Origin of the sequence: Nostoc sp., assembly GCF_036918245.1 — a bacterium.
In the GTDB taxonomy this organism is placed as follows: domain Bacteria; phylum Cyanobacteriota; class Cyanobacteriia; order Cyanobacteriales; family Nostocaceae; genus Nostoc.
Window position 1 is genome coordinate 170,394 of the sequence record NZ_JBALEF010000049.1, and the last position, 23,855, is coordinate 194,248.

General features: G+C 42.9%; 22 protein-coding genes. 9 read left to right on the forward strand and 13 right to left on the reverse strand.

Annotation, left to right across the window (positions count from 1 at the left end; translation table 11 throughout):
• Positions 1–16: 16 nt before the first annotated feature.
• From V7L12_RS13515 to V7L12_RS13525, 3 genes are all read right to left on the reverse strand, one after another.
• On the reverse strand, positions 17–475 hold the full coding sequence (locus tag V7L12_RS13515; RefSeq protein ID WP_335084723.1) for an aspartyl protease family protein: 459 nt from the start codon (positions 473–475) through the stop codon (positions 17–19).
• A 105-nt stretch (positions 476–580) separates the two neighbouring features.
• Complete coding sequence (gene secA, locus V7L12_RS13520) at positions 581–3,373, reverse strand: preprotein translocase subunit SecA (RefSeq protein ID WP_335084724.1); 2,793 nt, start codon at positions 3,371–3,373, stop codon at positions 581–583.
• Between the two features lie 314 nt (positions 3,374–3,687).
• Positions 3,688–4,254, reverse strand: a complete 567-nt coding sequence (locus V7L12_RS13525) for a cytochrome C (RefSeq protein ID WP_335084725.1) — start codon at positions 4,252–4,254, stop codon at positions 3,688–3,690.
• Between the two features lie 311 nt (positions 4,255–4,565).
• Between V7L12_RS13525 and V7L12_RS13530 the strand changes: the two genes are divergently transcribed.
• The gene (locus V7L12_RS13530; protein WP_335084726.1) at positions 4,566–4,880 is read left to right on the forward strand and encodes a hypothetical protein; all 315 of its coding nucleotides are present in this window, start codon (positions 4,566–4,568) and stop codon (positions 4,878–4,880) included.
• 172 nt (positions 4,881–5,052) lie between these two features.
• On the opposite strand, the gene V7L12_RS13535 is transcribed toward V7L12_RS13530, so the two are convergent.
• The 4 genes from V7L12_RS13535 to surE all read right to left on the reverse strand — a co-directional run bounded on the left by V7L12_RS13535 (position 5,053) and on the right by surE (position 9,656).
• A complete protein-coding gene (locus tag V7L12_RS13535; RefSeq protein WP_335084759.1) occupies positions 5,053–5,961 on the reverse strand; it encodes an AAA family ATPase in 909 nt (302 codons plus the stop codon).
• A gap of 141 nt (positions 5,962–6,102) precedes the next feature.
• A complete protein-coding gene (locus tag V7L12_RS13540; protein WP_335084727.1) occupies positions 6,103–7,167 on the reverse strand; it encodes a bifunctional riboflavin kinase/FAD synthetase in 1,065 nt (354 codons plus the stop codon).
• Positions 7,168–7,674: 507 nt separating this feature from the next.
• Positions 7,675–8,571 carry an MBL fold metallo-hydrolase gene (locus V7L12_RS13545; RefSeq protein ID WP_335084729.1) on the reverse strand — a complete coding sequence of 299 codons (897 nt, stop codon included), beginning with the start codon at positions 8,569–8,571 and terminating at the stop codon, positions 7,675–7,677.
• A gap of 278 nt (positions 8,572–8,849) precedes the next feature.
• On the reverse strand, positions 8,850–9,656 hold the full coding sequence (gene surE, locus V7L12_RS13550) for a 5'/3'-nucleotidase SurE (protein WP_335084730.1): 807 nt from the start codon (positions 9,654–9,656) through the stop codon (positions 8,850–8,852).
• 343 nt (positions 9,657–9,999) lie between these two features.
• On the opposite strand from surE, the gene pheS reads away from it, so the two are divergent.
• The 7 genes from pheS to V7L12_RS13585 all read left to right on the forward strand — a co-directional run bounded on the left by pheS (position 10,000) and on the right by V7L12_RS13585 (position 15,045).
• The gene (gene pheS, locus V7L12_RS13555; RefSeq protein ID WP_229490194.1) at positions 10,000–10,992 is read left to right on the forward strand and encodes a phenylalanine--tRNA ligase subunit alpha; all 993 of its coding nucleotides are present in this window, start codon (positions 10,000–10,002) and stop codon (positions 10,990–10,992) included.
• A gap of 110 nt (positions 10,993–11,102) precedes the next feature.
• Positions 11,103–11,321, forward strand: a complete 219-nt coding sequence (locus V7L12_RS13560) for a BrnT family toxin (RefSeq protein ID WP_335084732.1) — start codon at positions 11,103–11,105, stop codon at positions 11,319–11,321.
• Positions 11,322–11,456: 135 nt separating this feature from the next.
• The gene (locus tag V7L12_RS13565; protein WP_335084761.1) at positions 11,457–12,101 is read left to right on the forward strand and encodes a Uma2 family endonuclease; all 645 of its coding nucleotides are present in this window, start codon (positions 11,457–11,459) and stop codon (positions 12,099–12,101) included.
• A 122-nt stretch (positions 12,102–12,223) separates the two neighbouring features.
• The gene (locus V7L12_RS13570; RefSeq protein WP_335084734.1) at positions 12,224–12,556 is read left to right on the forward strand and encodes a DUF6883 domain-containing protein; all 333 of its coding nucleotides are present in this window, start codon (positions 12,224–12,226) and stop codon (positions 12,554–12,556) included.
• A complete protein-coding gene (locus V7L12_RS13575; protein WP_335084735.1) occupies positions 12,553–12,894 on the forward strand; it encodes a DUF4926 domain-containing protein in 342 nt (113 codons plus the stop codon). The genes V7L12_RS13570 and V7L12_RS13575 overlap by 4 nt, the downstream gene beginning before the upstream one ends.
• Before the next feature lie 277 nt (positions 12,895–13,171).
• A complete protein-coding gene (locus tag V7L12_RS13580; RefSeq protein WP_335084737.1) occupies positions 13,172–14,305 on the forward strand; it encodes an AAA family ATPase in 1,134 nt (377 codons plus the stop codon).
• Entirely contained in the window at positions 14,302–15,045 is a 744-nt protein-coding gene (locus tag V7L12_RS13585) for a hypothetical protein (protein WP_335084738.1), read from the forward strand. The genes V7L12_RS13580 and V7L12_RS13585 overlap by 4 nt, the downstream gene beginning before the upstream one ends.
• Positions 15,046–15,130: 85 nt before the next feature.
• On the opposite strand, the gene V7L12_RS13590 is transcribed toward V7L12_RS13585, so the two are convergent.
• The 5 genes from V7L12_RS13590 to V7L12_RS13610 all read right to left on the reverse strand — a co-directional run bounded on the left by V7L12_RS13590 (position 15,131) and on the right by V7L12_RS13610 (position 19,618).
• A complete protein-coding gene (locus V7L12_RS13590) occupies positions 15,131–17,017 on the reverse strand; it encodes a S9 family peptidase (RefSeq protein ID WP_335084740.1) in 1,887 nt (628 codons plus the stop codon).
• 198 nt (positions 17,018–17,215) lie between these two features.
• Positions 17,216–17,509, reverse strand: a complete 294-nt coding sequence (locus tag V7L12_RS13595; RefSeq protein WP_335084742.1) for a hypothetical protein — start codon at positions 17,507–17,509, stop codon at positions 17,216–17,218.
• Positions 17,490–18,935 (reverse strand): RecQ family ATP-dependent DNA helicase, encoded by a 1,446-nt coding sequence (locus V7L12_RS13600; RefSeq protein ID WP_335084744.1) that lies wholly within the window; start codon positions 18,933–18,935, stop codon positions 17,490–17,492. The genes V7L12_RS13595 and V7L12_RS13600 overlap by 20 nt, the downstream gene beginning before the upstream one ends.
• Before the next feature lie 135 nt (positions 18,936–19,070).
• Positions 19,071–19,364, reverse strand: coding sequence for a type II toxin-antitoxin system RelE/ParE family toxin (locus tag V7L12_RS13605; RefSeq protein WP_335084746.1), 294 nt, complete (start codon positions 19,362–19,364; stop codon positions 19,071–19,073).
• A complete protein-coding gene (locus tag V7L12_RS13610) occupies positions 19,361–19,618 on the reverse strand; it encodes a type II toxin-antitoxin system ParD family antitoxin (protein ID WP_335084748.1) in 258 nt (85 codons plus the stop codon). The genes V7L12_RS13605 and V7L12_RS13610 overlap by 4 nt, the downstream gene beginning before the upstream one ends.
• A gap of 431 nt (positions 19,619–20,049) precedes the next feature.
• On the opposite strand from V7L12_RS13610, the gene V7L12_RS13615 reads away from it, so the two are divergent.
• Positions 20,050–22,506, forward strand: coding sequence for a HEAT repeat domain-containing protein (locus V7L12_RS13615; protein WP_335084750.1), 2,457 nt, complete (start codon positions 20,050–20,052; stop codon positions 22,504–22,506).
• A 163-nt stretch (positions 22,507–22,669) separates the two neighbouring features.
• Here V7L12_RS13615 and V7L12_RS13620 read toward each other — a convergent pair whose 3' ends face one another.
• Positions 22,670–23,350, reverse strand: coding sequence for a SnoaL-like polyketide cyclase (locus tag V7L12_RS13620; protein WP_335084752.1), 681 nt, complete (start codon positions 23,348–23,350; stop codon positions 22,670–22,672).
• Between the last annotated feature and the right edge of the window lie 505 nt (positions 23,351–23,855).

Below are 23,855 nucleotides of genomic sequence, written 5' to 3' on the forward strand. Positions count from 1 at the left end.
AATCTAGAGCGATCGCTTACAATACACTCAGATAAGTTTGCTCAGAATTCATCGGCAAAACCCGCAACTTCCGATTTTTAAGGTCTGGTTCTAACCCTAAAACTTCCATTGGTGTTACACCCAAAAGGGCATAGGGTACTTCTGTAAGTTCCAGACAATCAAAGGTTCCTTGACGCTCTGCAATACTAAGCTCAACATCTCGGAAAATTCGCCCCTGCTTCACTCCAGCAGCAGTCTCTACCTGGGCTTCTGCACCTTGGACTAAACCTAATTGACTAATAATGCTAGCAGGTAAACACAGCAAAGTTGCGCCCGTATCAACTAAAACATCATCTAGAGTATAAGAGCGAACTTCCCCCGAAGAAATAAAGCCTCGTTGTGCCAGAACTCGATCAATTCGATTCGTGACAGTGAGGGTAACTATTACTTGCCCCATTTGCTTACCCTGAAGATTTGGTAGTATCAGCCTACTCATTTCAGCAAACTCCTGAAAACAAAATATTTTTGAGAGATGCCTTAAAACACAAAGACGCAAAAGCACTCTCTGCGCCTCTGCGTCTCTGCATGAGATATTCCCTATTTACACCATCTCAGACGAAGCCTGCACCATTTGCTGCGGCTGAGGCTGGAACATAAACAACGAATACACCACATCTCGGCGGATGTTAACCATCATATCCAAGAACAATTCATACCCCTCGCTCTTATACTCAATCAGGGGGTCTTTTTGCCCATAACCACGTAATCCCACCGATTCGCGCAAGGCATCCATTTGTTGCAGGTGTTCCCGCCACAGTGTATCAATACGTTGCAAGATAAAGAAACGTTCCGCTTGGCGCATCAGTCCGGGTTGAACTTGGTCAATCTGCGCTTCTTTGAGGTCGTAAGCAATTCGCACCTGTTCGTGGAGGAAGGCTTTAATCTCGCTGACTGTGATATCTTCTAATTGACTCGCTTGTAAATCTGCTAGCAGATAGACGAATTCTTTGACTTTCTCAACCAACTTTTCTAACTCCCACTCTTCCGAGGGCAAGTCTATGTTGATGTAGAAGTCAACAATGTCATCCATCGTTTTTTCAGCGTATTTAATCACCTGTTCTTTCAAATCTTGACCTTCTAGGACTCGGCGGCGTTCAGCATAAATAGCACGACGTTGATTATTCATCACCTCGTCATACTCAAACACCTGTTTCCGAATGTCATAGTAGTAGGTTTCAACCTTTTTCTGTGCGCCCTCCAAACTGCGGGTGAGCATCCCAGATTCGATAGGCATATCTTCTTCCACTTGGAAGGCATTCATTAACCCAGCAACGCGATCGCCACCAAAAATCCGCAGTAGGTTATCCTCTAAACTGAGGAAGAATCTTGTGGTTCCGGGGTCGCCTTGTCTTCCTGCACGTCCGCGCAACTGGTTATCAATCCGCCGCGATTCGTGGCGTTCTGTACCAATTACGTGCAAACCACCGATTCCCACTACCTCATCATGTTCGCGGGTAGTAAATTGTTCATATTCCTGCTTAACCCGGTTGTAAGCTTCCCGTAATTTCTGAATCACAGGGTCATCGATGGGAGCTTTTTCTGCGGCTATAGCTACCTTGTCTTCAGCTTCCAATTCCGATAAACTGCGATCGCCATACTCACGTACTGCAATTTCTACTGCATCTTTGAGTAGTTTTTCTGTTTCTTTTGTCAATTGAGTCGGGAAAATTTCTGGCGAAGCCCGCCAAGTTTTGACTTTCTTACCAGGGACAAAGCCTTGACCACCACCATGTCCTGTAGGCAATCCGGCTGCTCTTTGAACACCAAAGGCATCTTCATCTTCTGGCATGACGATCCGGGGCATAAAGTATTCCCGCAGCTTTAGACGTGCCATGTATTCGGAGTTACCACCCAGGATGATGTCTGTACCTCTACCAGCCATGTTAGTAGCAATAGTAACAGCACCTTTGCGTCCGGCTTGGGCGACAATTTCCGCCTCACGCTCGACGTTTTCCGGTCGGGCGTTGAGTAATTCGTGGGGAATTTCCAGTTGCTTCAGCAGCCGACTGAGAAGTTCGGATTTTTCTACACTAGTGGTTCCCACTAATACAGGTCTGCCGAGTTCGTGCATTTCGGCACATTCTCTAGCGATCGCTCCCCACTTGCCTGCTTCTGTCTTAAAGACCATATCAGACAAATCTTCGCGTCTGCGATCGCGGTTGGTGGGAATTACCGCAACTTCGAGTTTGTAAATTTTTTCAAATTCTGGTTCTTCGGTTTTTGCCGTTCCTGTCATTCCACCGAGTTTTGGATACAGCAAGAACATATTTTGGTAAGTAATTGTCGCTAGAGTTTGAGTTTCTGGCTGAATCTCTACGTGTTCTTTCGCTTCAATCGCCTGGTGTAATCCATCACTCCAACGCCGTCCGGCTAGCACCCGACCAGTAAATTCATCCACAATTACTACTTCCCCATTGCGGACGATGTAATTTACATCCTTGAGGAAAAGTTCCTTGGCTTTAATTGCATTGAAAATGAAGTGCGCCCAAGGATCTTCTGGGTCAAATAAATCTGTGACTCCTAAAAGATTTTCCGATTCCGCAAACCCTTCATCTGTCAATAGAACGTTACGAGCTTTTTCATCTACATCGTAATGTTCGTCTTTTTTGAGTGTGAATGCTATTTCAGCAGCTTGTAGATACTTTTCTGTAGGTCTTTCCACCTGCCCAGAAATAATCAGTGGTGTTCGCGCCTCATCAACTAAAATCGAGTCCACCTCGTCAATTACGCAATAATTAAACGGGCGTTGTACCACATCTGCCATTGATGTCGCCATGTTATCCCGCAGATAGTCGAAGCCGACCTCGCTGTTGGTAACATAAGTGATATCGCAGTCGTAGTTTTTCTGGCGTTCACTAGGAGTCATGCTTGACTGAATTAGCCCCACACTCAGCCCCAAGAAGCGATGCACCTGTCCCATCCATTCAGCGTCCCGACGAGCTAGGTAATCGTTTACGGTGATGACGTGTACACCTTTACCAGTAAGGGCATTTAAGTAACTTGGCAAGGTGGCGACTAGTGTTTTACCTTCACCAGTTTTCATCTCGGCAATTTGCCCCACGTGCAAAATAATACCGCCAAGGAGTTGGACATCAAAGTGCCGCAAGCCTAATACTCGCCGTGCTGCTTCCCGGACAACGGCGTAAGCTTCTGGCAATATGTCATCTAAGGTTTCACCTTTAGCGAGCCGTTGTTTAAATTTGACGGTTTTACCTTTTAACTCATCATCGGAAAGAACCTTAATTTCTTCCTCAAAAAGGTTAATTTCAGTAACAGAAGGTTGGTATTTTTTAAGCTTACGAGCGTTGGGGTCGCCCAACAAAAGTTTTAACATGGCAGGTTATAGAACTGAATCAAGGGGGATGGGAATTAAAGGGTCGGCATTGATTATAAACATTTAACCCAGCCCAAACGTCTTGGTCGTGGATGGGTGTGAAATGAGAATTACCTCAAAAACAGGATAAAAACTAGCCAATCATTTAATAAACTGATTGGTTTTAACTCTTATCTTATATTTACTCTTTCTTCATAGTATCATTTTGCCCCCAGATGGGGCCAGAGAGGGAGTGGGGGAATAGAGTTAGGAGTTAGGAGTTAAGAGTTATGAGTTATGAATTTTTCAACTCCTCACTTCTAACTCCTCACTGCTCACTTCCACTCTGCTGTCAGGCGGCGGAAATTGTAATCATTAGCACTGGGATGACAGCTGACACAACTGCCAACCTGGACGGGACGTGGTAACTTAACTCCTGGATGCAAAGCTTTGAAATAACGCGAGTTATTAACGCGATATGGTGTTTCTTCGTCATCTAGCTGCACACGGGAGAAAGTCGAAAGATATTTCCACACCAATATGCGTGGTGGATCGACTAAAGGCTGAAGTTGTGCGCCGTAGTGCTGCGAGTCTTGCAGGATATTTTTCCAAGTTTGGCTAGGTAAAACGGCTGGTGGTATGGCAATGTGACATCTGGAGCAGTTTTCTAAATACAGTTCTTGCCCCAGTTGGTATTGTGCAGGTACTACGTCAACAGTGCCAATTTCAGCGGGGGGAGTAGCACTTTGGGCGTTAGTTGCCAAGGCTAGAAGCCAGCCCATAGCTAAACTCCACGTTACAATTACCAGAAGTAAACCGAAAAATTGGCGTTTGAATTCACGTTCGGCGCTTGGCTGTAGTGCTTGGCGATCGCGGATTTTGCGCTTAACAAAAATTGACATTCCTCACATTCCCAGATATTTAAAAGTGGCGCTTGTGCTAATCATAAGACTTACGCAGTATTGGCAGTGTTTCAAATTTTGCGTAAGTAGTTTTGGCAAGCAACGTATGTTTTATATCCACAACAGTAATATAAATGTCTATTCAGCGCACTACTGACTATCCAATGAAAAATGTCCTAGCAATTTTCACCTGAATCCTTACAAAAATCAGCCATAATATCTCGGATTTCATTTGCACCAATATATTCTCATTCAGAAACTTTGAATAAATCGTTAGTCGCAATCCTTTTAAAAATACAAATGGAGAATCTATGGAAAAGGATTATGCTCTCATTCTTGAACTTCTTAATCTAAAAGGTGATGAAGGATCTCACTGGTATAAGCTCGACAGCTTAATGATGTTAACAGGTGAACCCCTAACTGGTCAGAAATATGTTTTGAAAGTAGTGAGAGAATTATCAGAATTGGGATTACTGAAAGTTATCAATGACAAGAGTCCATTAAGTGGCAACTGCGTAATTTCAGATAAAGGTAAAAAATGGTTGGCTGACAGGAACTATAGTGGTTCCCTAGCTCATGAACTATTATCTACACTGGTAGATAAATATCAGCTAACCCTGTATTAACTTAGTGTGAACACGGCTATTATCGGTCATTTATGACATTTCCAAATAATGTACTTAATAGAGTAGAACAGGACTAAGAGAACAATTACAAAATTGGAAAGACATCGAACTCACATTAACATACACAAATTGAAGCAAGATAAGGAATCTAAAGTTTAGATTAACTCTTGCATTAAGGAATAGAAACCGATCGCAATAATCGCTCAACAACAGTCCTTGAATTGCGTCCTCCTCTAGGAATAAGGCGATGGCACAGAACGTGAGGAACAAGAAATTTCACATCATCGGGAATGGCATAATCACGCCCTAATAGAAAAGCTAGCGCTTGGGCAGCCCGTTGTAATGCTAATGTGCCACGCGGACTGACACCAAGAGCGATTTCCTCATCTTGACGTGTTGCCCGCACCAATTCGAGGATGTACTGTTGCAAGGAAGTTGCCACTTTTACTTGAGAGCAGAGGTAACGCAATTCCTGTACTTCTGCCAAGGTAATACAAGGCTGCAAATCAGCAACTTTTACACCATTTTGGAGATTTTGCAGCATCAGGAGTTCTTCTGCCTCAGAAGGATAGCCCAAACTCAGCGACAACATAAACCGATCCATTTGCGCTTCTGGTAGGGGAAAAGTACCTTGATACTCGATAGGGTTTTGAGTGGCAATGACAAAGAAAGGCTGGGGAACTGCACGAGAGACACCATCGACTGTTACCTGATGTTCTTCCATAACCTCCAGTAAAGCTGACTGAGTGCGGGGTGTGGCGCGGTTAATTTCGTCAGCTAATAGCACATTGGTAAAGACTGGCCCAGGAAGAAATGTAAATTCGCCGCTTTTTGGGTTCCAGATGTTGGTGCCAGTAATATCAGTTGGTAGTAAATCGGGAGTGCATTGTAGCCGTTGAAACTTGCCATCCAGTGAACGAGCTAAGGATTTAGCGAGCAGGGTTTTACCAACACCAGGGACATCTTCTAGGAGAGCATGACCACCACCTAACAAGGCGACTAGCACTAAGCGTATTGCCTCAGCTTTGCCAACGATGGTAAGAGCCAGATTTTGTGTTAATGCGTCGATTTTTTCTCTCATGCGTTGTAGGGAGTGGGGACTGGGGAGTGGGGAATGGGGAATGAGGAATAGGGAGATGAGGGGACAAGGAGAATAACCATGCCCAATGCCCAATGCCCCATGCCCAATGCCCAATGCCCAATGCCCTATCTATTGTTCCCACTAAACACTCAAAACTTCTCTAGCAACAACGCAGTCAAGTTGAATTTGTGTTTTCAGGGCTTCGAGAGAAGGAAATTTTTGTTCAGGGCGCAAAAATTTAACTAGCTGCACAACCAGTTTTTTGCCATACAAATCACCTGACCAATCAAATAAATGTACTTCCGCAGATGAATCAGTACCGTTTACAGTTGGACGATTACCGATATTCATGACGCCCAAGTTCTCACTAGGAGCGGTATCTGATGTTTCATCGAGAGTGAAAACGCGGACAGCGTAGACTCCTTGGCGGGGCACAAACTTTTCTTTTGGTAGTTGGAGGTTAGCGGTGGGAAAACCAATTGTTCTGCCTAATTGTTGACCTTGAACGACATCACCAAGAAGGGTATAGGGGCGTCCTAGTAATAGATTTGCGTTTTCAATGTCTCCCTGCTCAAGGGTTTGGCGGATCAATGAAGTGCTAATGCGGGCATCCTGAGTCGGAGTAGTACTGACGCAACTGCTTTGGGTGGACGAATCACCTGTATAAGTTTGTAAGGGAACGATGGTAACGGGAATATTGTGCTTGGCAGCGAGTAATTGCAAATCTTGAGCAGTACCACTGCGCTTTTCGCCAAAACAAAAATCCTGCCCGATGCTAATTTGTTGGCATCGCAGTTGTTGCACGAGAATTTTTTCGACAAATTCTTCGGGGGTCAACGCAGACAATTCTTTGTCAAAGGGTAGTAGTACGAGTTGTTCTACCCCAAGCGATCGCAATTGTTGGACTTTTTCATCCAGTGGCGTTAACAAAGTCCGGGGTTGCCCCGTAAAGAACTCCTGTGGATGGGGGTCAAAGGTGACAACTGTTGAATAGGTATATTCTTGATTTGTCAGTTGATTTTCCTTTGACTGCGGACTACTAGCTACTGACAAGTGACCACCAGCGTGCAAGACTGGTTGAATTACCTTTTGATGACCAAGATGAACACCATCAAACTTGCCAAGGGCAACAGCAGTCGGCGTTAGTAGCCCTTCGCTCGAAAAAGCAACCCGCACAGAACACCCATTTTTAGACAAATTTAGCACGTGGATTCTGAGATTTTAGGTTTATTTTAGCTATCAGCAGGAAGCTACCCTATGGTAAACCGCCTTAAGGAGGACATTCACCAACTGCCCATGAGGTCTTGTGCTATCAGCCAGGGCGTTTATGCTGCCGCCCCTTTTAGCTATCAGCCAAAAGCCTAACCCAAGGGAAGTCGCCCAGGATCGTTTCTTGTGCTATCAGCTTGAGAGCTAATTGCTAAGTCCAGATAACCCCAAATACCAGAGCTAAAAAAGCTCTAGTTCCGTGTTGAGACTTCAACGAGGTTTTAGGGCGACCATCAGCCGCAATCTTAGGGCGTCTGTGGGTATCTGGGCTGTGTTGGTGAATCTATAAAGTTTGTCCTCCTGTTGTCGCCCCAATCCTGTGGTCGGCGCTCTGACAACTCTGGGCAGCGCTGTCTCACCGTACAGCCAACAGGTATGCTCTTGCGCTGAAAGCCTCTGATCACCAATCTAATCTAAAATCTCCAATTCCTCCGATCGCAATCTTTAGGTAGAAAACTTGCTAACAGGAAAAGATTCTGATAAGACAACTGAGGTCGGAACCTGAAGTACCAATCCTTCCCGTGCCATAATAGCACCAGGAAATTTTTCAGCGGCTTCTTTGCCTACACGATCCAAAAAGTCGTCATCGTGTGCCGGGTCGTGGTGGTAAATCACCAGAGTTTTGACGTTAGCAGCTTGTGCCACTTTTACCGCTTCTTGCCAGGTAGAATGTCCCCAGCCAATTTTCGGGGATTTTGGCGAGTGGTATTCCTCATCTGTGTAGGTAGAATCGTAAACCAGAATGTCAGCATTACGAGCTAGCCACAACACATTGTCATCGAGTCGATCGGGAAAATGTTCAGTATCAGTGATGTAAGTAGCAGCACCACCACGCCAGTTGACGCGGTATCCTACAGCTTCACCTGGATGGTTTAAAGGTGCTGTTTCTACGGTAAGGTCATCGATGTGGATTGGTTGCCCCGGTCGAATGTCGTAGAAATTTAAATTGGCTTGCATAATTTGCAAGGGTACGGGAAAGTTCGGGTGCAACATTTGATCGTTGAGGCGCTGTTCTATGGTAGAACCATCAGGTGCGATCGCGCCGTAGATATGAAAGTCATTCCCCTTTACAAACCCTGGCGTAAAGAAGGGAAAACCTTGCATGTGATCCCAGTGAGAGTGGGTAAAAAATATGTGAGCTTCTAACGGCATTTGGCGCAACAAAGATTGCCCCAAAACATGTAGTCCCGTGCCAGCATCGAAAACTAAGCGTTTATCGCCCGCTTGCATTGATATGCAAGGGGTATTACCGCCGTAACGAACAGTGTGTAGACCTGGGCTGGGGATGCTGCCGCGAACGCCCCAAAATTGTACGGTAAATTGATTCTCTATCCTAGACATGGGTGTTGCTTGCTGGACTGAGCGGGCGATAAATGAAAGAATTGTTACTTATTTTGTCTAAGTTTATGCTGTCTCACCGATTTTGCTAGAGGGGGGATTTCTTGGTAAAACAGCATATCCTGTTTCTGGCTGATTGTGTCAAATGTGAATGAGATACGTCAGTTAGAATTTCCCAGGTGTTGGGGTGGATGTGTATCGGTTATTTCAAGAGTGCCCCTACGTTATAGCCTACATTTTTTCGTGATGCATTTGAATAACCACATTTTTTTCCTGATAAATCAAAGGATTCCAGGAAAATTGAATTCCCACTCCGATAATTTCTCTAATCCAGTTGCGTAAGTAAGATTGTATTGTAACGGACTAATACTGATGTAGTTTTTACGTACAATCTCCACATCTGTAGGTACATTTTGAGGCAGATTTAATCCGCTTGGGGGTTCCACATCCTCAATTACCTCTCCAGTTAACCAGTAGTACGTTTTTCCACGAGGATCGACTCGTTTATTAAACACATCAATATAATGCCGTAGGCCTTGACGGGTGAGAGTAACTCCGGCAATTTCTTCCCATTTGACCGCAGGAATATTGACGTTGAGCAACATTAAATCTGGCAGCGGTTTTTGGGCTAACTGGTCTACGAGAACTGTGGCAAACTTAGCAGCAGCTTGAAAGTCTTTAGATGTGTGACTCATAAGACTCAGCGCTACACTGGGAATGCCTTCAATTAAACCTTCCATTGCCGCAGAAACAGTGCCAGAATACAGAATTTCAGTTCCCAAATTCGCACCTTGATTAATACCAGAGAGAACCAAATCTGGAGGAGTTTCCAGCAAAGCCCACAGCGCCAATTTGACGCAATCTGAAGGCGTACCATCACAAGCCCAAGCTTTGACAGCAGGATGAAAAATCTCTTCGACAATTTCGGCGCGAATCGGTTGGTGTAAAGTTAACCCGTGTCCAGTTGCCGATCGCTCTCGGTCTGGGCAAACTACACTCACATCATGACCAGCCTCTGCCAAATAGTTGGCTAGGGTACGAATCCCCAAGGCAGAAATGCCATCATCGTTGCTAATTAGTAATTTCATAGTCATTAGTCATTGGTCATTAGTTATTAGTTATTTGTTATTAGCCATTTGTCAATGTCTGAGGTCACAAGCAGCAAAAAAACATTTATACTCACTAGACAGTGTGGCGAAATTTTGCTTACCTTTAAGACAAGCTGCTCAATCCCTAAGTCTGGTGAAGTGAGATGTTAGCTGGATTTACGCGCCCGCTGTACTAGCCCAATCATCTCTAACTAATAAACAGAGGTTTGGTTTCAACCCTCACCTTTAGCTGATGTTAATGGTATGACTGTAAGTTTATTTATCGACCAGTTCACAGCTTTTGACTATAGACTAATGACTAATGACTAATGACTAATAACTAATGACTAGCAATTTAGAAGCTCAACTTTTAGCACTGCGGCAAGAAGGAGAAAAAGCGATCGCAGCCGCCGACACCTTAGAACGTCTGGAGGAACTCAGAGTTAACTATCTGGGTAAGAAAGGGGAACTGGGGGCACTATTGCGAAGTATGGGGCAGATGAGCGCAGAGGAACGGCCAAAAATTGGAGCGATCGCCAATACAGTCAAAGAATCCCTGCAAACTAGTCTAGACCAGCAACGTGCTGCCTTAGAAGCCGCGCAAATTCAAGCTTTGTTAGAGGCGGAAACCCTAGATGTAACTATGCCAGGAATTTACAGCCCTCAAGGTCGCATTCATCCCCTCAACGGCATTATCGACCGGGCGCTGGATATCTTTGTTGGTATGGGCTACACCGTGGCTCAAGGCCCAGAGATGGAAACAGATTATTATAATTTCGAGGCTCTCAACACCCCGCCTGACCACCCCGCCCGTGATATGCAGGACACCTTCTACCTGCCAGACGGGAATCTTTTACGGACTCATACTTCGTCAGTCCAAATTCGTTACATGGAAAGAGAGGAACCACCGATTCGAGTTGTGGCTCCAGGGCGAGTTTATCGGCGAGATAATGTAGACGCGACTCACTCAGCAGTTTTCCATCAAATAGAACTTTTAGCCATTGACGAGGGACTAACTTTTACAGACCTCAAGGGCACTATTAAAGTATTTTTGCAGGCAATCTTTGGCGATTTACCTATTCGCTTCCGCGCCAGTTATTTCCCCTTTACCGAACCCTCGGCTGAGGTAGATTTGCAGTGGAATGGTCGCTGGCTGGAGGTGATGGGCTGCGGTATGGTCGATCCAAATGTACTTAAGTCTGTGGGTTATGACCCAGAAGTTTATACAGGGTTTGCTGCCGGTTTTGGTGTAGAACGCTTTGCAATGGTGTTACACCAAATCGATGATATTCGTCGCTTGTATGCTAGTGATTTGCGGTTTTTGCAGCAATTTTAGGGAAGCGAGCGCTGTAAATAATTAGGCGTTTACTAAATCTCTTGCATTGGATTTTAAATTTTGAATTTTGGATTAAATAATTCAAAATTCAAAATTTAGCACGGTGTCAGATGATGCAGTTCACTTGGGATGAAAATAAGCAGCAATTAAATTTGGACAAACACGGGTTTGATTTCGTGGATGCTTCTCAGATTTTTGAAGGTGCAACATTCACGTTTGAAGATGAACGTTATGCTTATGGAGAACAGCGGTTTATAACACTGGGAGTATTGCACAGGCGAGTGGTGGTTAATTGCCCATACAGAAGTTGGGGGATGAAATTCGTGTAATTTCGATGAGGGAGGGAACTAAACGTGAGCAAATCATTTTTTTTCAAAGCCTCTCAAACTGATTGGGAGAGGATTGATGTAATGCAAGATGAAAACATCGATCTTTCTGACATTCCACAAGTGACTGAAGAACAGATGAAGCAAGCGGTGCTGCGGGTTGGCGGAAAACCTATTGAACGGTTTCAACAGCGTGGTAAACGTCTAACGCTTGAGGAATATTTGAAGTATGACGATCGCACCGATAGCCAATATCAACTGGTGGCAGGTGAGTTAGTTGCAATACCACCTGAAAGCCCAAAAAATGTCCAGATATCTCTATTTTTGCTGGTAAATTTCCTCAAGTTCGTCCCGTTCAATCGGTTAAGTAACAAAGTTGAAATTGTTGTTGCTGGTTCTCGTGCGACAACTCGCATTCCTGATTTAGTTGTGTTGACAGATGAACTTGCAACAGCTTTAGAAGGTGCAACGCGATCCACAATTACCCTGGATATACCACCTCCAGCATTAGTTATTGAAGTTGTTTCTCCTGGCAAAGCTAACCAAGATCGGGACTATCGCTACAAACGTTCCGAGTATGCCGCAAGGGGAATTGCTGAATATTGGATTGTCGATCCACAAATAAATGCAGTTACCGTACTAATATTAGTTGACGGGTTTTATGAAGAAACCAGATTTGCAGGAAATACTGCGATCGCTTCTACTATCTTTCCAGAGTTACAGCTAACCGTAGAGCAAGTACTCAAAGCCGGAGAAAGCATTACTGGTAATGCCATTTCTTAGTTTAAATTTAAAATGCAGACAGACGAAGTGATTTGAGAGGTGCGATCGCCGTTAAAACTTTCATCATCTCGAACAGTAAAATGTAGTCAATAATTCCTACCCAAAGTTCATGCCATGAGCCGATGGTCTTTTTACCGCAGGATACAATAATTGCAGAAGAAAAGCTAACCAAGTATCTGCTTGTGCCGTTGCCCAAAGACGATAAATCTAAATTTCTGGCTAGGGCTGGGTACACACTAGACAATTGGCAACAACTGGAACGGGATCTACGCGCTCAAGTTTTAACGCAACCTGCCGAGGCGATCGAAACAACTCGCTATGGTGAAAAGTATGTCATTCGTGCGTGTCTGCGAGGGATTAATGGCGTTGAACTCAATATCTTAACCATTTGGATGGTTGCAAACGATACAACCAAATTTGTCACCTTAGTGCCAGATCAAGGAGCCAACTCATGAAGATACAGCACCCCCTATTCTCCCAAGTTGCCTTAGCGCAGGACTTACCAGAATACAACCTGAAGCGAGGGAATGTTGCAACAATTGTGGAACATTACCCCATGCCTGAAGGGGAAGAGGACGGGTATAGTCTGGAAGGGTTTGATCTGCCCCATGTGACGATTGAAGTACCAGCATCTCAAATTATCCCCATTGCCCAGTGGCAGCAAGAAGAAATGATTTTAGCTAAGTTACGCCAGCTATCGGGAGCGAGGCTGTTGCAATTACAAGACTATCTCGATTTTCTCTTGCAAAAAGAAGAGTCTGAGCATCAGAGTAGCTTAAAATCTCCCACCTAAGTATTTGGCGAGAAAGTTTTTTGCGATCGCTTCTTCCATTTTCCCAGAATTACAACTAACCGCAGAGCAAGTACTCAACGCTGGAGAAAGCAATGCGGGTGATGCCATTTATTAGTTTAAATTTAAAAGGTAGACAGACGAAGTGATTTGAGGGGTGCGATCCCACACCTCTCACCTAGCATTAACTGGTAACATGAAAAATGGAGCTAAGGGAGTAAAACTTCACTACTCATTTAGGATTAATATAGAATAGCTAAATCTGCTTACTATCAAACAGATGTTATCTAAACTAAGAGTTCAGCACTATAAGAGCCTCTTTGATACCAAAATAGCTTTAGAACCATTAACCGTATTCATTGGGCCTAATGGTTCTGGAAAGTCGAACATTTGTGAAGCTCTTGCTGTACTATCTGATTTTCTCCAAAGGATGATAGCCAATACAGGTTATATAGATATAATACCATTTTTTACAAATTCTTTAAATACTGTAAGCAAAAACCAGCCGAGCATTGAATCTAAATTCTGGCATGGAAAGCCAGATTATTTTTTGTTTGAGGTTAGTACCCTTACTACAACAGAAAGCATTCCTTCTGAAAAATCTAAAAACTTTTTAGACCTATCAGTTCATCTTGATTATCCTCAGCGAAAAGTTTGTTTAAGAAATCTTGAAAAGACTGACACCGTAACAAGTAACTTTACAACTCCGCTAAGAGAATTTCTGGTTTCTAATGAATACTCAGATTCTCCACTTGCCAATGCCCTGAGAAAGGTTAGTATTTACGATTTTGCCCCAGTTGATATATCTAGTAAAGCCTCCTCAAATGGCAGTATGGACAGGACTGGACAAGGAATTACTTATGCTCTAGTTGATATTTTACACGCTAATCGTAAAGGTTTTGATGAATTAGAGGAGCGTTTGACGCGGCTTGTTCCTAACATACAAAGAATTGTATTGCCCCGTGGAGAAAATCAAACCTTTTTACTGGAATTGATTGATAGATATTCAGAACACCATATTCCTGCTTCTGACATATCAGATGGAACACTTAGAATTCTAGCTTTCCTAACTGCGCTGTATCAAGAGAACACTCCAAGTATTATTTGCTTTGAAGAAATAGAGAACGGAGTTCATCCCTGGCTACTGCATAAAATGATAGAGTTGTTGAAAATTGTCTCGACAGAAGGAATTACTGGTAAGCCAGTTCAAGTTTTAATCACAACTCATTCTCCTGTACTACTAAATTATATTGAACCTCATCAAGTACGTGCAGTTGAACTAGATAACGAAGGTAGAACTCAAGTCCATAGTTTAGCCTTAGAATCTGTGCGTTTACAAAAAGCGCTGGAAGCTTATGATGGAGAGTTAGGTGAGCTTTGGTTTACGAATGTGTTTGGAGGCAATCCGGTATGAATCGTCCGATTCGTATTGGGCTAATTGCTGAAGGGGAAGCAGAACTGGGAGCAAGTATTCCCTATATCAAACCCGAAGACGGTGGAAAGGTTATTGAAAGAAATAATGAGGGGGCACTTCATACCTTAATTAGGCGAGAGCTGAAAATAGCTGGAATAGCTGATTGTGATTTTGTACAGAGACACCCATCAAGCAGTGAAAGTAAGTGTTTTAAACGAAGAACTGGACATTCAGTCTTAGATCCAAAGTATTTAGCACAGGTAGTTATCTCTTGGAAACCAGAGGAGGTAGACATGATCCTCATTGTGGTTGATGCGGATGATAACCGATCTCAAAGGCAGCGGGATTTAGAACGTGCTTTAAATAAGATTCGTGACAATCACTTAGATGTCAATGAGCAACCAATCAATGATCGTAGTGCAGGAGGTTTAGCAATTATAAATTTTGAAACCTGGTTGCTAGCTGACACTCAAACTATTTCAAAAATTTTAGGTGTAGAGCTTGAACAACTTGAAAATTTAGAGGCTTTAGATGGTACAAAGGATATCTTAGAGACAGCGATTGCAGAATCAACTTATCTCTCGAAAGAAAGTAGCAATCAACGTCCGCTTCAAATTCGATGGGACTTAGCTTCTCAGATTGATTTAGGTATTATTAAAACTTGCTGTCCAAATGGATATGCTGCTTTTACAAAATATTTAATTGTAGCGGCAAAAGTGGTTGCTGAACTTAATAGTTAGGTTGCATTTCCCTTTTGGATCTACGTTTACTGGATTAAAAATATTAAGGTGGTTGGTGAATAACACTAACCACCATTTTGAGAGTTTATTTAACTATTCCTGAATGACCAGGGATATCTGCCAAAGGTTCAAATCTACCGCCTATGTATTTGGCGAAAAATTCCTCAGCGATCGCAAAAAAGTGCAACCGATTTTCTGGTCTGGCAAAACCATGTCCTTCATCTGTGTAAAGTGCATATTGCACTGGCAAACCAGCCTCCTGCATGGCATTGACAATTTGATCACTTTCTGATTGTTTCACCCGTGGATCGTTTGCACCTTGACCGATGAGTAAAGGTTTTTGAATCCGGTCAGCGAAGAATAAAGGCGATCGCGATTTCAGAAACTCTTCTTCTGTCTCTAAATTACCAACGCGATGATAAAGCATTGCCTTCAATGGTTCCCAGTAAGGCGGTATAGTTTCGATCAGAGTAATTAGGTTACTTGGCCCGACAATATCCACACCAGCAGCAAAAACTTCTGGTGTAAAAGTCAACCCGACTAAGGTGGCATAACCTCCATAAGAACCGCCCATAATCGCAATTTTTTGCGGGTCGGAAATACCTTGTTCCACCAGCCAGTTCACGCTGTCAATTAAGTCATCGTGCATTGTGCCAGCCCATTCCCGATTACCAGCATTCAAAAATGCTTTACCATAACCAGTGGAACCGCGAAAATTCACTTGCAGAACAGCATAACCTCGGTTAGCTAGCCATTGCGCTGTGGGAGAGAAACCCCAAGTATCCCGCGCCCAAGGGCCGCCGTGAACCAGGAGTACTGTTGCGAGATTCTGCGTAGGTATTCCCACAGGAGTTGTCAGGTAACTGTGGACAGTCAAGCCATCCCGCGCCTCGTAGGAAATCGGTTGCATTGATGCCAATTGCAACGTTTCGAGTTTGGGTTGGTTGCTAAAGAGGAAAGTGCTAGTTTTGGACTGTCGGTTGTAGGCATAGTAATAAACTGGGCCATTGTCAGTTCTATAAGCTAAAGCCCAAGTTTTATCTTCCAAGTCGCGGCTAATTACAGAGAATTCTCCAGAACGCACCTTGGCGATTTCCTCAAAATCTGCGGCGATACTCTGGTCAATTACTTGCCATTCCTGTTTATCTTTGTAGAAAGAAACTGCTTGGATAACTCGCGTCAGTGGCTGAATGATTATCCCCACGACATCATACTGCTCATCTTCAGCAATGACGGTTTCTTGACAGGTGTCTAGGTCAACAGCTAGCAGACGTTTGGCGTTAGCATCATGATTCCCTTGAATATAAAGGGTTTTACCATCATCTGAGAAGCTAACAGAATTCCCTTCCTCTTCTGACCCCCAGTGGCGGAGAATTTCCCACTGTTTATCTGGTTTCTGCAATAACAAATCGTAACCACCATCGGGTGTGCTAGCTGTCGCTGCACGTATTTGAAAATCAGCGTCAGATGTCCAACTGATAATGTTACCGGGGTTGTCAGTATCGAACTCAACCGCACCATTTTTGAGGTTGATGCGGTAAACGTCAAACTTTTGGGGATTGTTTAAGTTCAACGCTACCAGCGCTTGGTCTGGAAATTTAGGTTCCAGTTCCACAAGTTCGGCCTTCACACCCTGGAATGGCGTTAAGTCACGCACAATCTTGGAGTGAATATTAACCAAGTGGAGGTGAAAGTTCTCGTCGCCATCCGAGTCTTGCATATAAATCAACTGGTCTGCGTTATAAGTCCAGAAGAAAATGCGGATACCACGCTTTTTGTCAGCAGTTAGTATCTTGTCGTCTTCTTGTCCTATAGTTCGCAACCATACCTGCAAGACATTTTTCTCATCAGGGGCGATATATGCCAAGTACTTGCCATCAGGGGAGAGTTGTGGGCTAGTTTTTTCGGGATTCCCAAACAGGATTTCGCGCGGAATCAACGGTGGTAGGGAGGGCGCTTGAGCAGATGACATATTTTTATCCTCTACTTGACCTCTTTATTGTTACTTAGTGGTGAAAATGACAATTCATCCTATTGGATGAACCTAGCTGGAGAATATTTAGCACAGCAGGGGAAAGAAAAAAGTTTTAACTTACTTTCTGTAGGCTATAAGATTATTTATCTTTTCTTTTGCGTCTTTCTCTAAGGAGACGCTGCGCGATCGCAGTTATTAAAAAAATTTAGGTATTGTAGCGGGAATACCTGACGGCGAACAAGCAGCAAGGGAGTAATTTTCATAAATGAGTCTTTTATACTCGGCGACGAGTCTTTGATACTCGTGAACGAGTCTTTTATACTCGGCGACGAGTCTTTGATACTCGTGAACGAGTCTTTGATACTCGTGAACGAGTCTTTTATACTCGGCGATGAGTCTTTGATACTCGTGAACAAGTCTTTTATACTCGGCGATGAGTCTTTGATACTCGTGAATGAGTCTTTTATACTCATTGACGGCAATTGTCACAATGTCCACAACGCAAGTTAGCTGCTTCTTTATTAAAACCAAAGGCATTTAACAAAAACTGCCAACGACACTGCTTAGTTGTTAGGTATTGCTGCATTTGTTTAGCAGCGTGTAATTGGGTTGGTGGCTGATTTCCCGCTTTTTGCCCAATGGTGTAATGGAAAGGATCAAGCCAGTTTAGCTGACCGTTGCTATGGAGTAAAGCTAGCGCCGTTGCACCTTCGGGAAATTGTCGAGTTACTGCATTTACTTCTCCCTGTTTTGGTAATTTTTTCACAAGTTGCTGCGCTATTTGTTGTTGCGATCGCATTTGTTGTTGAAAAAACTCCTGTCTTTGCTTATCCCCTGAATCTAACCACCCCGTAGGTTCACTCACCAACGTTAACGCTTCTGCTGGTTTCCCATCCCTTCCAGCGCGGCCAATTTCTTGCACATATTCAGATAACAAATGTGGCGCGTGAAAGTGGGCAACCCAGCGAACATCTGATTTATTTATCCCCATGCCAAACGCACAGGTACAAACCACAAATGGTATTTTACCACTTAACCAGCTTGCTTCTACTTCACGGCGTTCAGTGGCACCCAATCCCGCATGATAACTAGCTGTGGCATAACCCATCTCTGCTAACCATTGGGCTAAATCTTCGCTATCTCTCCGAGTACGAACGTAAACTAACCCCGATTGTTGCGGTCTATTTTGAATAAACTTTAATAATTGTTGTTTCCTACCTCGTGGTGTCCAAGCGATGCGAATGCTGGGATGCAAATTTGCACGGTAAGGATTCAAGCGAAAAATCTCTGGTTGCTGTAATTGTAAAACTGTTTGAATAATTTTTTGGGCTAAGGGGTCAGCAGTAGCAGTAAAAGCGGCGATACTGATTTTTGTTCCTGGTGGTTTTGATTTGAGCAATGCCGGACGCACCGCCCCTAATCTGCGATAAGCTGGGCGAAAAGTATCACCCCACTGCACTAAACAATGAGCTTCATCTAAAATCAAACCATTAATTTGCAATTGCGGGTGAGATAATCTTTCCCACACTGGTACACTTAACAAAGTTTCTGGTGACAAATACAGTAATCTTAGCTGTTGACGTTCCAAAGCTTGCAGCGTTGCACGGCGTTGAGATGAAGATAATTCACTATGTAAAAGTGCTGCTTTTTGGTGGCTTTCTCGTAGTTCCTGTACTTGATTTTCCATCAACGCCACTAAGGGCGAAACTACCAAAGTTAATCCTGTTTGTAGCAGTGCAGGAAGTTGAAAACAAATCGACTTCCCGCCACCTGTGGGCATAATAATCAGCGCATCTTTTTGTGATAGTAAACTGCTGACAATTTCTCCCTGTGGTGGACGGAAATCTTCATAACCCCAGATTTGTTGAAAAGCAGTGCGGACTTCTTGCCAAGATTTTGTTGTAGGCTGATTCATAATCAATAACTAGATGCACCCATATCATTGAATGCTGAATATAGCCTCTGTTATCCAGCTAATGGTTCAGTAATTTCATCATTTTAGGTTGCAACCCTCTGACCGCAAGAATGAATTATAGTTATAGTTTAATTATTAATCTCCGAACAAAGATTCTAAATCTCGATAACCACTGGCAATACGAGTAATACTAATTCCGTCTTCTCTTGGATAGTAAAATATAATGTAATCATCCACAACAAAACCGCGCAGATTTGGTACAAGCCTTCCATAACTTTTTCCCATATTGGGGAAACTCGCTACTAATTTACATTTGGAGCGAATGTCATCAAAAAGCTTACTAGCTGCTTTTGGGTTACTCTGAGCAATATATTCACAAATTTCATCTAAATCTCGAATTGCTGCATCTGAAAGTGAATAATTACTCATTCAGAGGATTCCTCAGCAATTAGACGAATTTTTTCTTGTAATCTGGCAAATACAACTTCGCCGTCAGTTACTTGTCCCTTAGCAATTTGTTCAGTTCCTACAGCAATTTTTTGCCGTAATTCTTCAAGTCGCTGCTCTCTTTCTTGTAACAGTTTAAAAGCTTCATTGATGACCTCATCTGCATTAGTAAATTTACCGCTTGCAAGCTGTGCCTGAATAAATTGCTCTAGTTCTGGTTTAATTTTGATGTACATATTGTCTAGTTTTATATAATTAATATTATTATCTAGATTCTAACAGCATTGTTACATCAAAAGCAATTCTCGAATGGTAACTAACCATCCCACAAATGCCGTAAGCGTTCAGGGGTAATAGCCTTTCCTGGCGACAACTACCGATGTGGTAAACTGCAATTGTATTTTGTAATTGCTACCCATAACCATCGATATTTACCTTTCTCGTACCAAAGTGTTTTGTCAAGGTGGATGTTAGGCATAAAAGATACTCATGGGCTGTATCGCCGTTATGGTTTGAAAAATTTGACAGAACTGGAAAAATCATGATGCGTTTAAATCCTAATCGAGGGCAAACCAGTGCGATCGCTAACCCACATTGACGGTTAGATTACAATCTAGGTATAGTTTCTCTGACTGGAGTTGTTCATCGGGTGATTCAATCCGATTCAATGACAAAGCATACCAGACAAGTATTATTTAGTGCGCTCAAGGTGGTTGTCTTATGCCTGACACTGTTCCTACTATGCACAAGCAATAGTTGGGCGCAAATCACTACTGACAGCAAAATTGCTCCCCTGATTCAGAAGCTAATAGATAACGATGCCCACATCAGTAGCATTGCCGCAGATGCATTAGTTAATATCGGTTCCCCAGCAGTGCCGTCTCTGATTGAAGCTTTGAAAAATCAGGATATTAATCTTCGCTGGCACGCAGCTTCGGTTTTAGGAGATTTGGGTGCAGAGGCAGCACCAGCCGTTCCAGCCTTAAGTGCGGCATTGCAGGATGAGGATGGACAAGTCCGCCTGTACGCCACCTTAGCTTTAGGAAATATTGGTACAGCAGCCAAAGCAGCAGTTCCATCCTTGATGGCGGCATTACAAGACAAGGAGCAATTCGTTCGCATTTATGTTCCTTCTGCACTCAGAAAAATTGGCGTAGAAGCGAAAGTAGCTGTCCCAGTATTAACTGCTGCCTTAAAAGATCATAACCCCACTGTACGTTACAATTCTGCCTACGCTTTGGGTGCAATGGGTACAGAAGCAGTATCTTCTGTCCCTAATTTAATTGCCCTGTTGAATGATAGCCAGTTTTACGTGCGTTTAGGTGCTATCAAAGGTTTAGGAGGAATAGCGGCAGGATTTCAGGACAAAGCAAATGCTTTACCTACCTCCAAGTTGCAGAAAGTCATCTCAGACTTTGAGCAGGTATTGACAACTATACAAAAATACAAAGATAAATTCACAGAGACGGACATTAAGCTGATACGTCGCCCTCTCAATGCCCTGAAAGCAGAAAAAGAAACTCGCCTCTTTGATAGAGTTCTGGAATCGCTATTTAAGCATAAATTACTCTTAGGAATTGCCGCTTACGTTATCTTATTGCCTTCTATTTGGTTAATTCTCTTGCGGATAGCCCCTTTATGGTTGTTGAAAATTAACAATGCCCTCAAACCCTACACAGATTTTTCTCTCCCATTTATCAGCGTTAATGTACCTCTGCGATATGTGCTATTTGTTGGCTGGTTTCATTACCATCCCAGAGTATTAGATGCGTGGGTAGCTAAATATATCAAAGCAGCCCGCGAACAATTTCCCAAAAAGGATACAGTTAACAGTCGTGCCTGTTACATTCCCATTCCCGTTGTTCTGGATGGTACAACAGTTCCCCAACTGATGAATGAGAATTTGCGCTCAACTTTCGAGAAACAACGTAGCTGTCTAGTAATTGGTGGGGAAGGGGGTATAGGTAAAACCAGTTTAGCGTGTCGAATAGCTGGGTGGGCTATGGCTGAGACTGAAGACGAACAACTCTGCAAACACTTGATGTTACCTGTGCTGTTAGAAGAAGAATTTCGAGTAACTGAAGGTAAGTCGCCGCTTTTAGAAGCCATCAGAGGACAGTTGCAAGCTTTAATTGATGAACCAGAGCCGATTTGCCAAGAATTACTGTTACGTTTGTTAAGAAAGAAACGCATTCTAGTGATTGTAGACCGGTTCTCAGAAATGAATGCCACTACACGAGAAGCAATTGAGCCGGAGTCGCCAGAGTTTCCGGTGAATGCATTGGTGATTACTTCCCGAATTGAGGAAAAGCTGGGGCGGGTTAATAAGACGATAATTAAACCCTTGCGGATTGAGGCTAATAAACTATCGTCCTTTATGGAAGCTTATCTCATGCAGCGAGGTAAACGCGATCGCTTTACTGACCAGGAATTTTTTGACGCTTGTAACCGTCTTTCTCTGATGGTCGGTCAAAATAATATCACTGTCTTGCTGGCTAAACTCTATGCTGAACAGTTAATCGCCAGTAAAGACGTTGCATCTAATATTTCTGCGTTGCCAGAGAATATTCCTAATTTGATGCTGGGTTATATCAATGAACTCAATCGTGATGTTACAGACAATCAATTTGATGACCGCACTGTTCATCAAATTGCCAAAACCATCGCTTGGGAATGCTTGCAGCAAAGTTATCAACCAGGAACAGCCAAGCGTGTAGATGCAGTTGCTGCATTAGCAAATTTGGGTATTGATGACCCCGAAGCACACCTCAATTATCTAGAAAAGCGCCTGCACCTGATTCAAACTATCGGTTCTGCCAAAGACAGAATCCGTTTCTGTCTCGATCCTTTAGCTGAGTATCTTGCAGGTTGGTATTTAATAGAATTGTATGGCAATAACGATGGTAAATGGCGATCGCATTTTTTTAAAAAGGCAGACGATTTAGTTAAAACAGGCGCACCAGATGCTATCAAAGGCTTGTTGTTGGCAGTGCGAGATTGCTACTTATCTGAGGTTCAAGGTAGCAAAGAAACAAACTTTGTACCCCAAAAGTCGAGTAAATTGGCTGGGTTTACACCTTCAGTCAATACACCAGCGACTACTGTGCAAACACCAATACCATGAACGGCATTTTTAAATTTATTAAAATTTCTCCGTATCCCCTTATCAGCCCTAATAATAAGTCTTCAATTACAGATTTTCGATGATGATAATCACTCGATCGGCGCTCACTGCTGTTTGCTAAGAGCGCCGATTGAGCGTGCCGATAGACTATACTAAATCAAAATTAGTGATTGTTCTGATTTTGGGAATGGAAAGGACAACCACCTGCCGTTAATTTCTCAAGAAAGATATTATTATCAAAGTAATGCTCTAAAGACTCTATCTTCAAATCATCAGTGACGCGAGCAATACTAACTCCGACGATTTCTATTGTTTCACCTGTGGGTACATAGTCTTTATAGGAACCATTAAATGTTCCCCAATGTCGCCACTTAAAGGTAACATTAGGCGGCCCCGAAAGTACTTCTGTTAATTCCCAAAGGAAGCCATTAGGAAAGGCTTTATGAAAAACTTGAAATGAAGATTCAAAGGTTTCTGTTTCAGAGTTATATTGCTCAGTTTTACCCAAAAACAGGTTATATGTACCCTCAACTGCAACATCCTCAGCAGTGAATTGTTGTCCGCCATTGGTACTCATCTTAAACTTATCAGTAACAATCGATAGCCACTGCTGAGGATTAGATTTATTAGAAGCTTCCATCTCAAAAGTGCGGACTAAGTTTTGGGCGATCGCTTCTAAAGAACCTTCTGGATGCTGAAATTTACTCTCTTGATGAAGAAATTCATTGGTGTAAGAATAATCTGGGCGTTTTCCTTCTCGCCACTGTACTTCTTCATCATGAGCAATGACTATATCTCTATCTTGTACCCAGAGTGGCAATTCTGTTGTTTTTTCGCTACTCATACAAGCTGACTGATTATAAACGTCGTTTCTCAGAATAAAGTTTTATGCATATAAGTAAATAGAAAAATCTAAAAAAGTAAAAAATATTCATAATCAACTTAATAAATTTAGCTTGTTATATCCGACATTCCGCACCCACTGTCACAATCGGTTTTTTCGTATTTTCATATACAATTAAAGCTACTTTTTATACCAAAGTTAACAAATGTCCCATAGCGATCGCTAATCCCAAATCTTAAAACATCCAAAATTCATTCTGTGACAGTTTAGGGTGCAGAATATGGGTTGTATAAATCCGAGTATAAGCAAACATGGATGTTTCTTGAGTTAGAAACTTATCCTATTAGATTTAGGTTTATTCATCCGCTAGTTACACAGAATTCATTTCTGAATTCTGTTTTGTTAAATCAAATCGTAAGGATTCAGGTGGCAGAGTATTGACAAGGGGGACACTTGAGGGGGAGTATCACAAATATGAACCAAAACCTGCCTCAAGATATAGACC

Coding starts and splice junctions, on each gene's coding strand:
- V7L12_RS13515 (WP_335084723.1), bottom strand. CDS start 475: ATGAGTAGGCTGATACTACCAAATCTTCAGGGTAAGCAAATGGGGCAA.
- secA (WP_335084724.1), bottom strand. CDS start 3,373: ATGTTAAAACTTTTGTTGGGCGACCCCAACGCTCGTAAGCTTAAAAAA.
- V7L12_RS13525 (WP_335084725.1), bottom strand. CDS start 4,254: ATGTCAATTTTTGTTAAGCGCAAAATCCGCGATCGCCAAGCACTACAG.
- V7L12_RS13530 (WP_335084726.1), top strand. CDS start 4,566: ATGGAAAAGGATTATGCTCTCATTCTTGAACTTCTTAATCTAAAAGGT.
- V7L12_RS13535 (WP_335084759.1), bottom strand. CDS start 5,961: ATGAGAGAAAAAATCGACGCATTAACACAAAATCTGGCTCTTACCATC.
- V7L12_RS13545 (WP_335084729.1), bottom strand. CDS start 8,571: ATGTCTAGGATAGAGAATCAATTTACCGTACAATTTTGGGGCGTTCGC.
- surE (WP_335084730.1), bottom strand. CDS start 9,656: ATGAAATTACTAATTAGCAACGATGATGGCATTTCTGCCTTGGGGATT.
- pheS (WP_229490194.1), top strand. CDS start 10,000: ATGACTAGCAATTTAGAAGCTCAACTTTTAGCACTGCGGCAAGAAGGA.
- V7L12_RS13560 (WP_335084732.1), top strand. CDS start 11,103: ATGATGCAGTTCACTTGGGATGAAAATAAGCAGCAATTAAATTTGGAC.
- V7L12_RS13565 (WP_335084761.1), top strand. CDS start 11,457: ATGAAGCAAGCGGTGCTGCGGGTTGGCGGAAAACCTATTGAACGGTTT.
- V7L12_RS13570 (WP_335084734.1), top strand. CDS start 12,224: ATGGTCTTTTTACCGCAGGATACAATAATTGCAGAAGAAAAGCTAACC.
- V7L12_RS13575 (WP_335084735.1), top strand. CDS start 12,553: ATGAAGATACAGCACCCCCTATTCTCCCAAGTTGCCTTAGCGCAGGAC.
- V7L12_RS13580 (WP_335084737.1), top strand. CDS start 13,172: ATGTTATCTAAACTAAGAGTTCAGCACTATAAGAGCCTCTTTGATACC.
- V7L12_RS13585 (WP_335084738.1), top strand. CDS start 14,302: ATGAATCGTCCGATTCGTATTGGGCTAATTGCTGAAGGGGAAGCAGAA.
- V7L12_RS13590 (WP_335084740.1), bottom strand. CDS start 17,017: ATGTCATCTGCTCAAGCGCCCTCCCTACCACCGTTGATTCCGCGCGAA.
- V7L12_RS13600 (WP_335084744.1), bottom strand. CDS start 18,935: ATGAATCAGCCTACAACAAAATCTTGGCAAGAAGTCCGCACTGCTTTT.
- V7L12_RS13605 (WP_335084746.1), bottom strand. CDS start 19,364: ATGAGTAATTATTCACTTTCAGATGCAGCAATTCGAGATTTAGATGAA.
- V7L12_RS13610 (WP_335084748.1), bottom strand. CDS start 19,618: ATGTACATCAAAATTAAACCAGAACTAGAGCAATTTATTCAGGCACAG.
- V7L12_RS13615 (WP_335084750.1), top strand. CDS start 20,050: ATGACAAAGCATACCAGACAAGTATTATTTAGTGCGCTCAAGGTGGTT.
- V7L12_RS13620 (WP_335084752.1), bottom strand. CDS start 23,350: ATGAGTAGCGAAAAAACAACAGAATTGCCACTCTGGGTACAAGATAGA.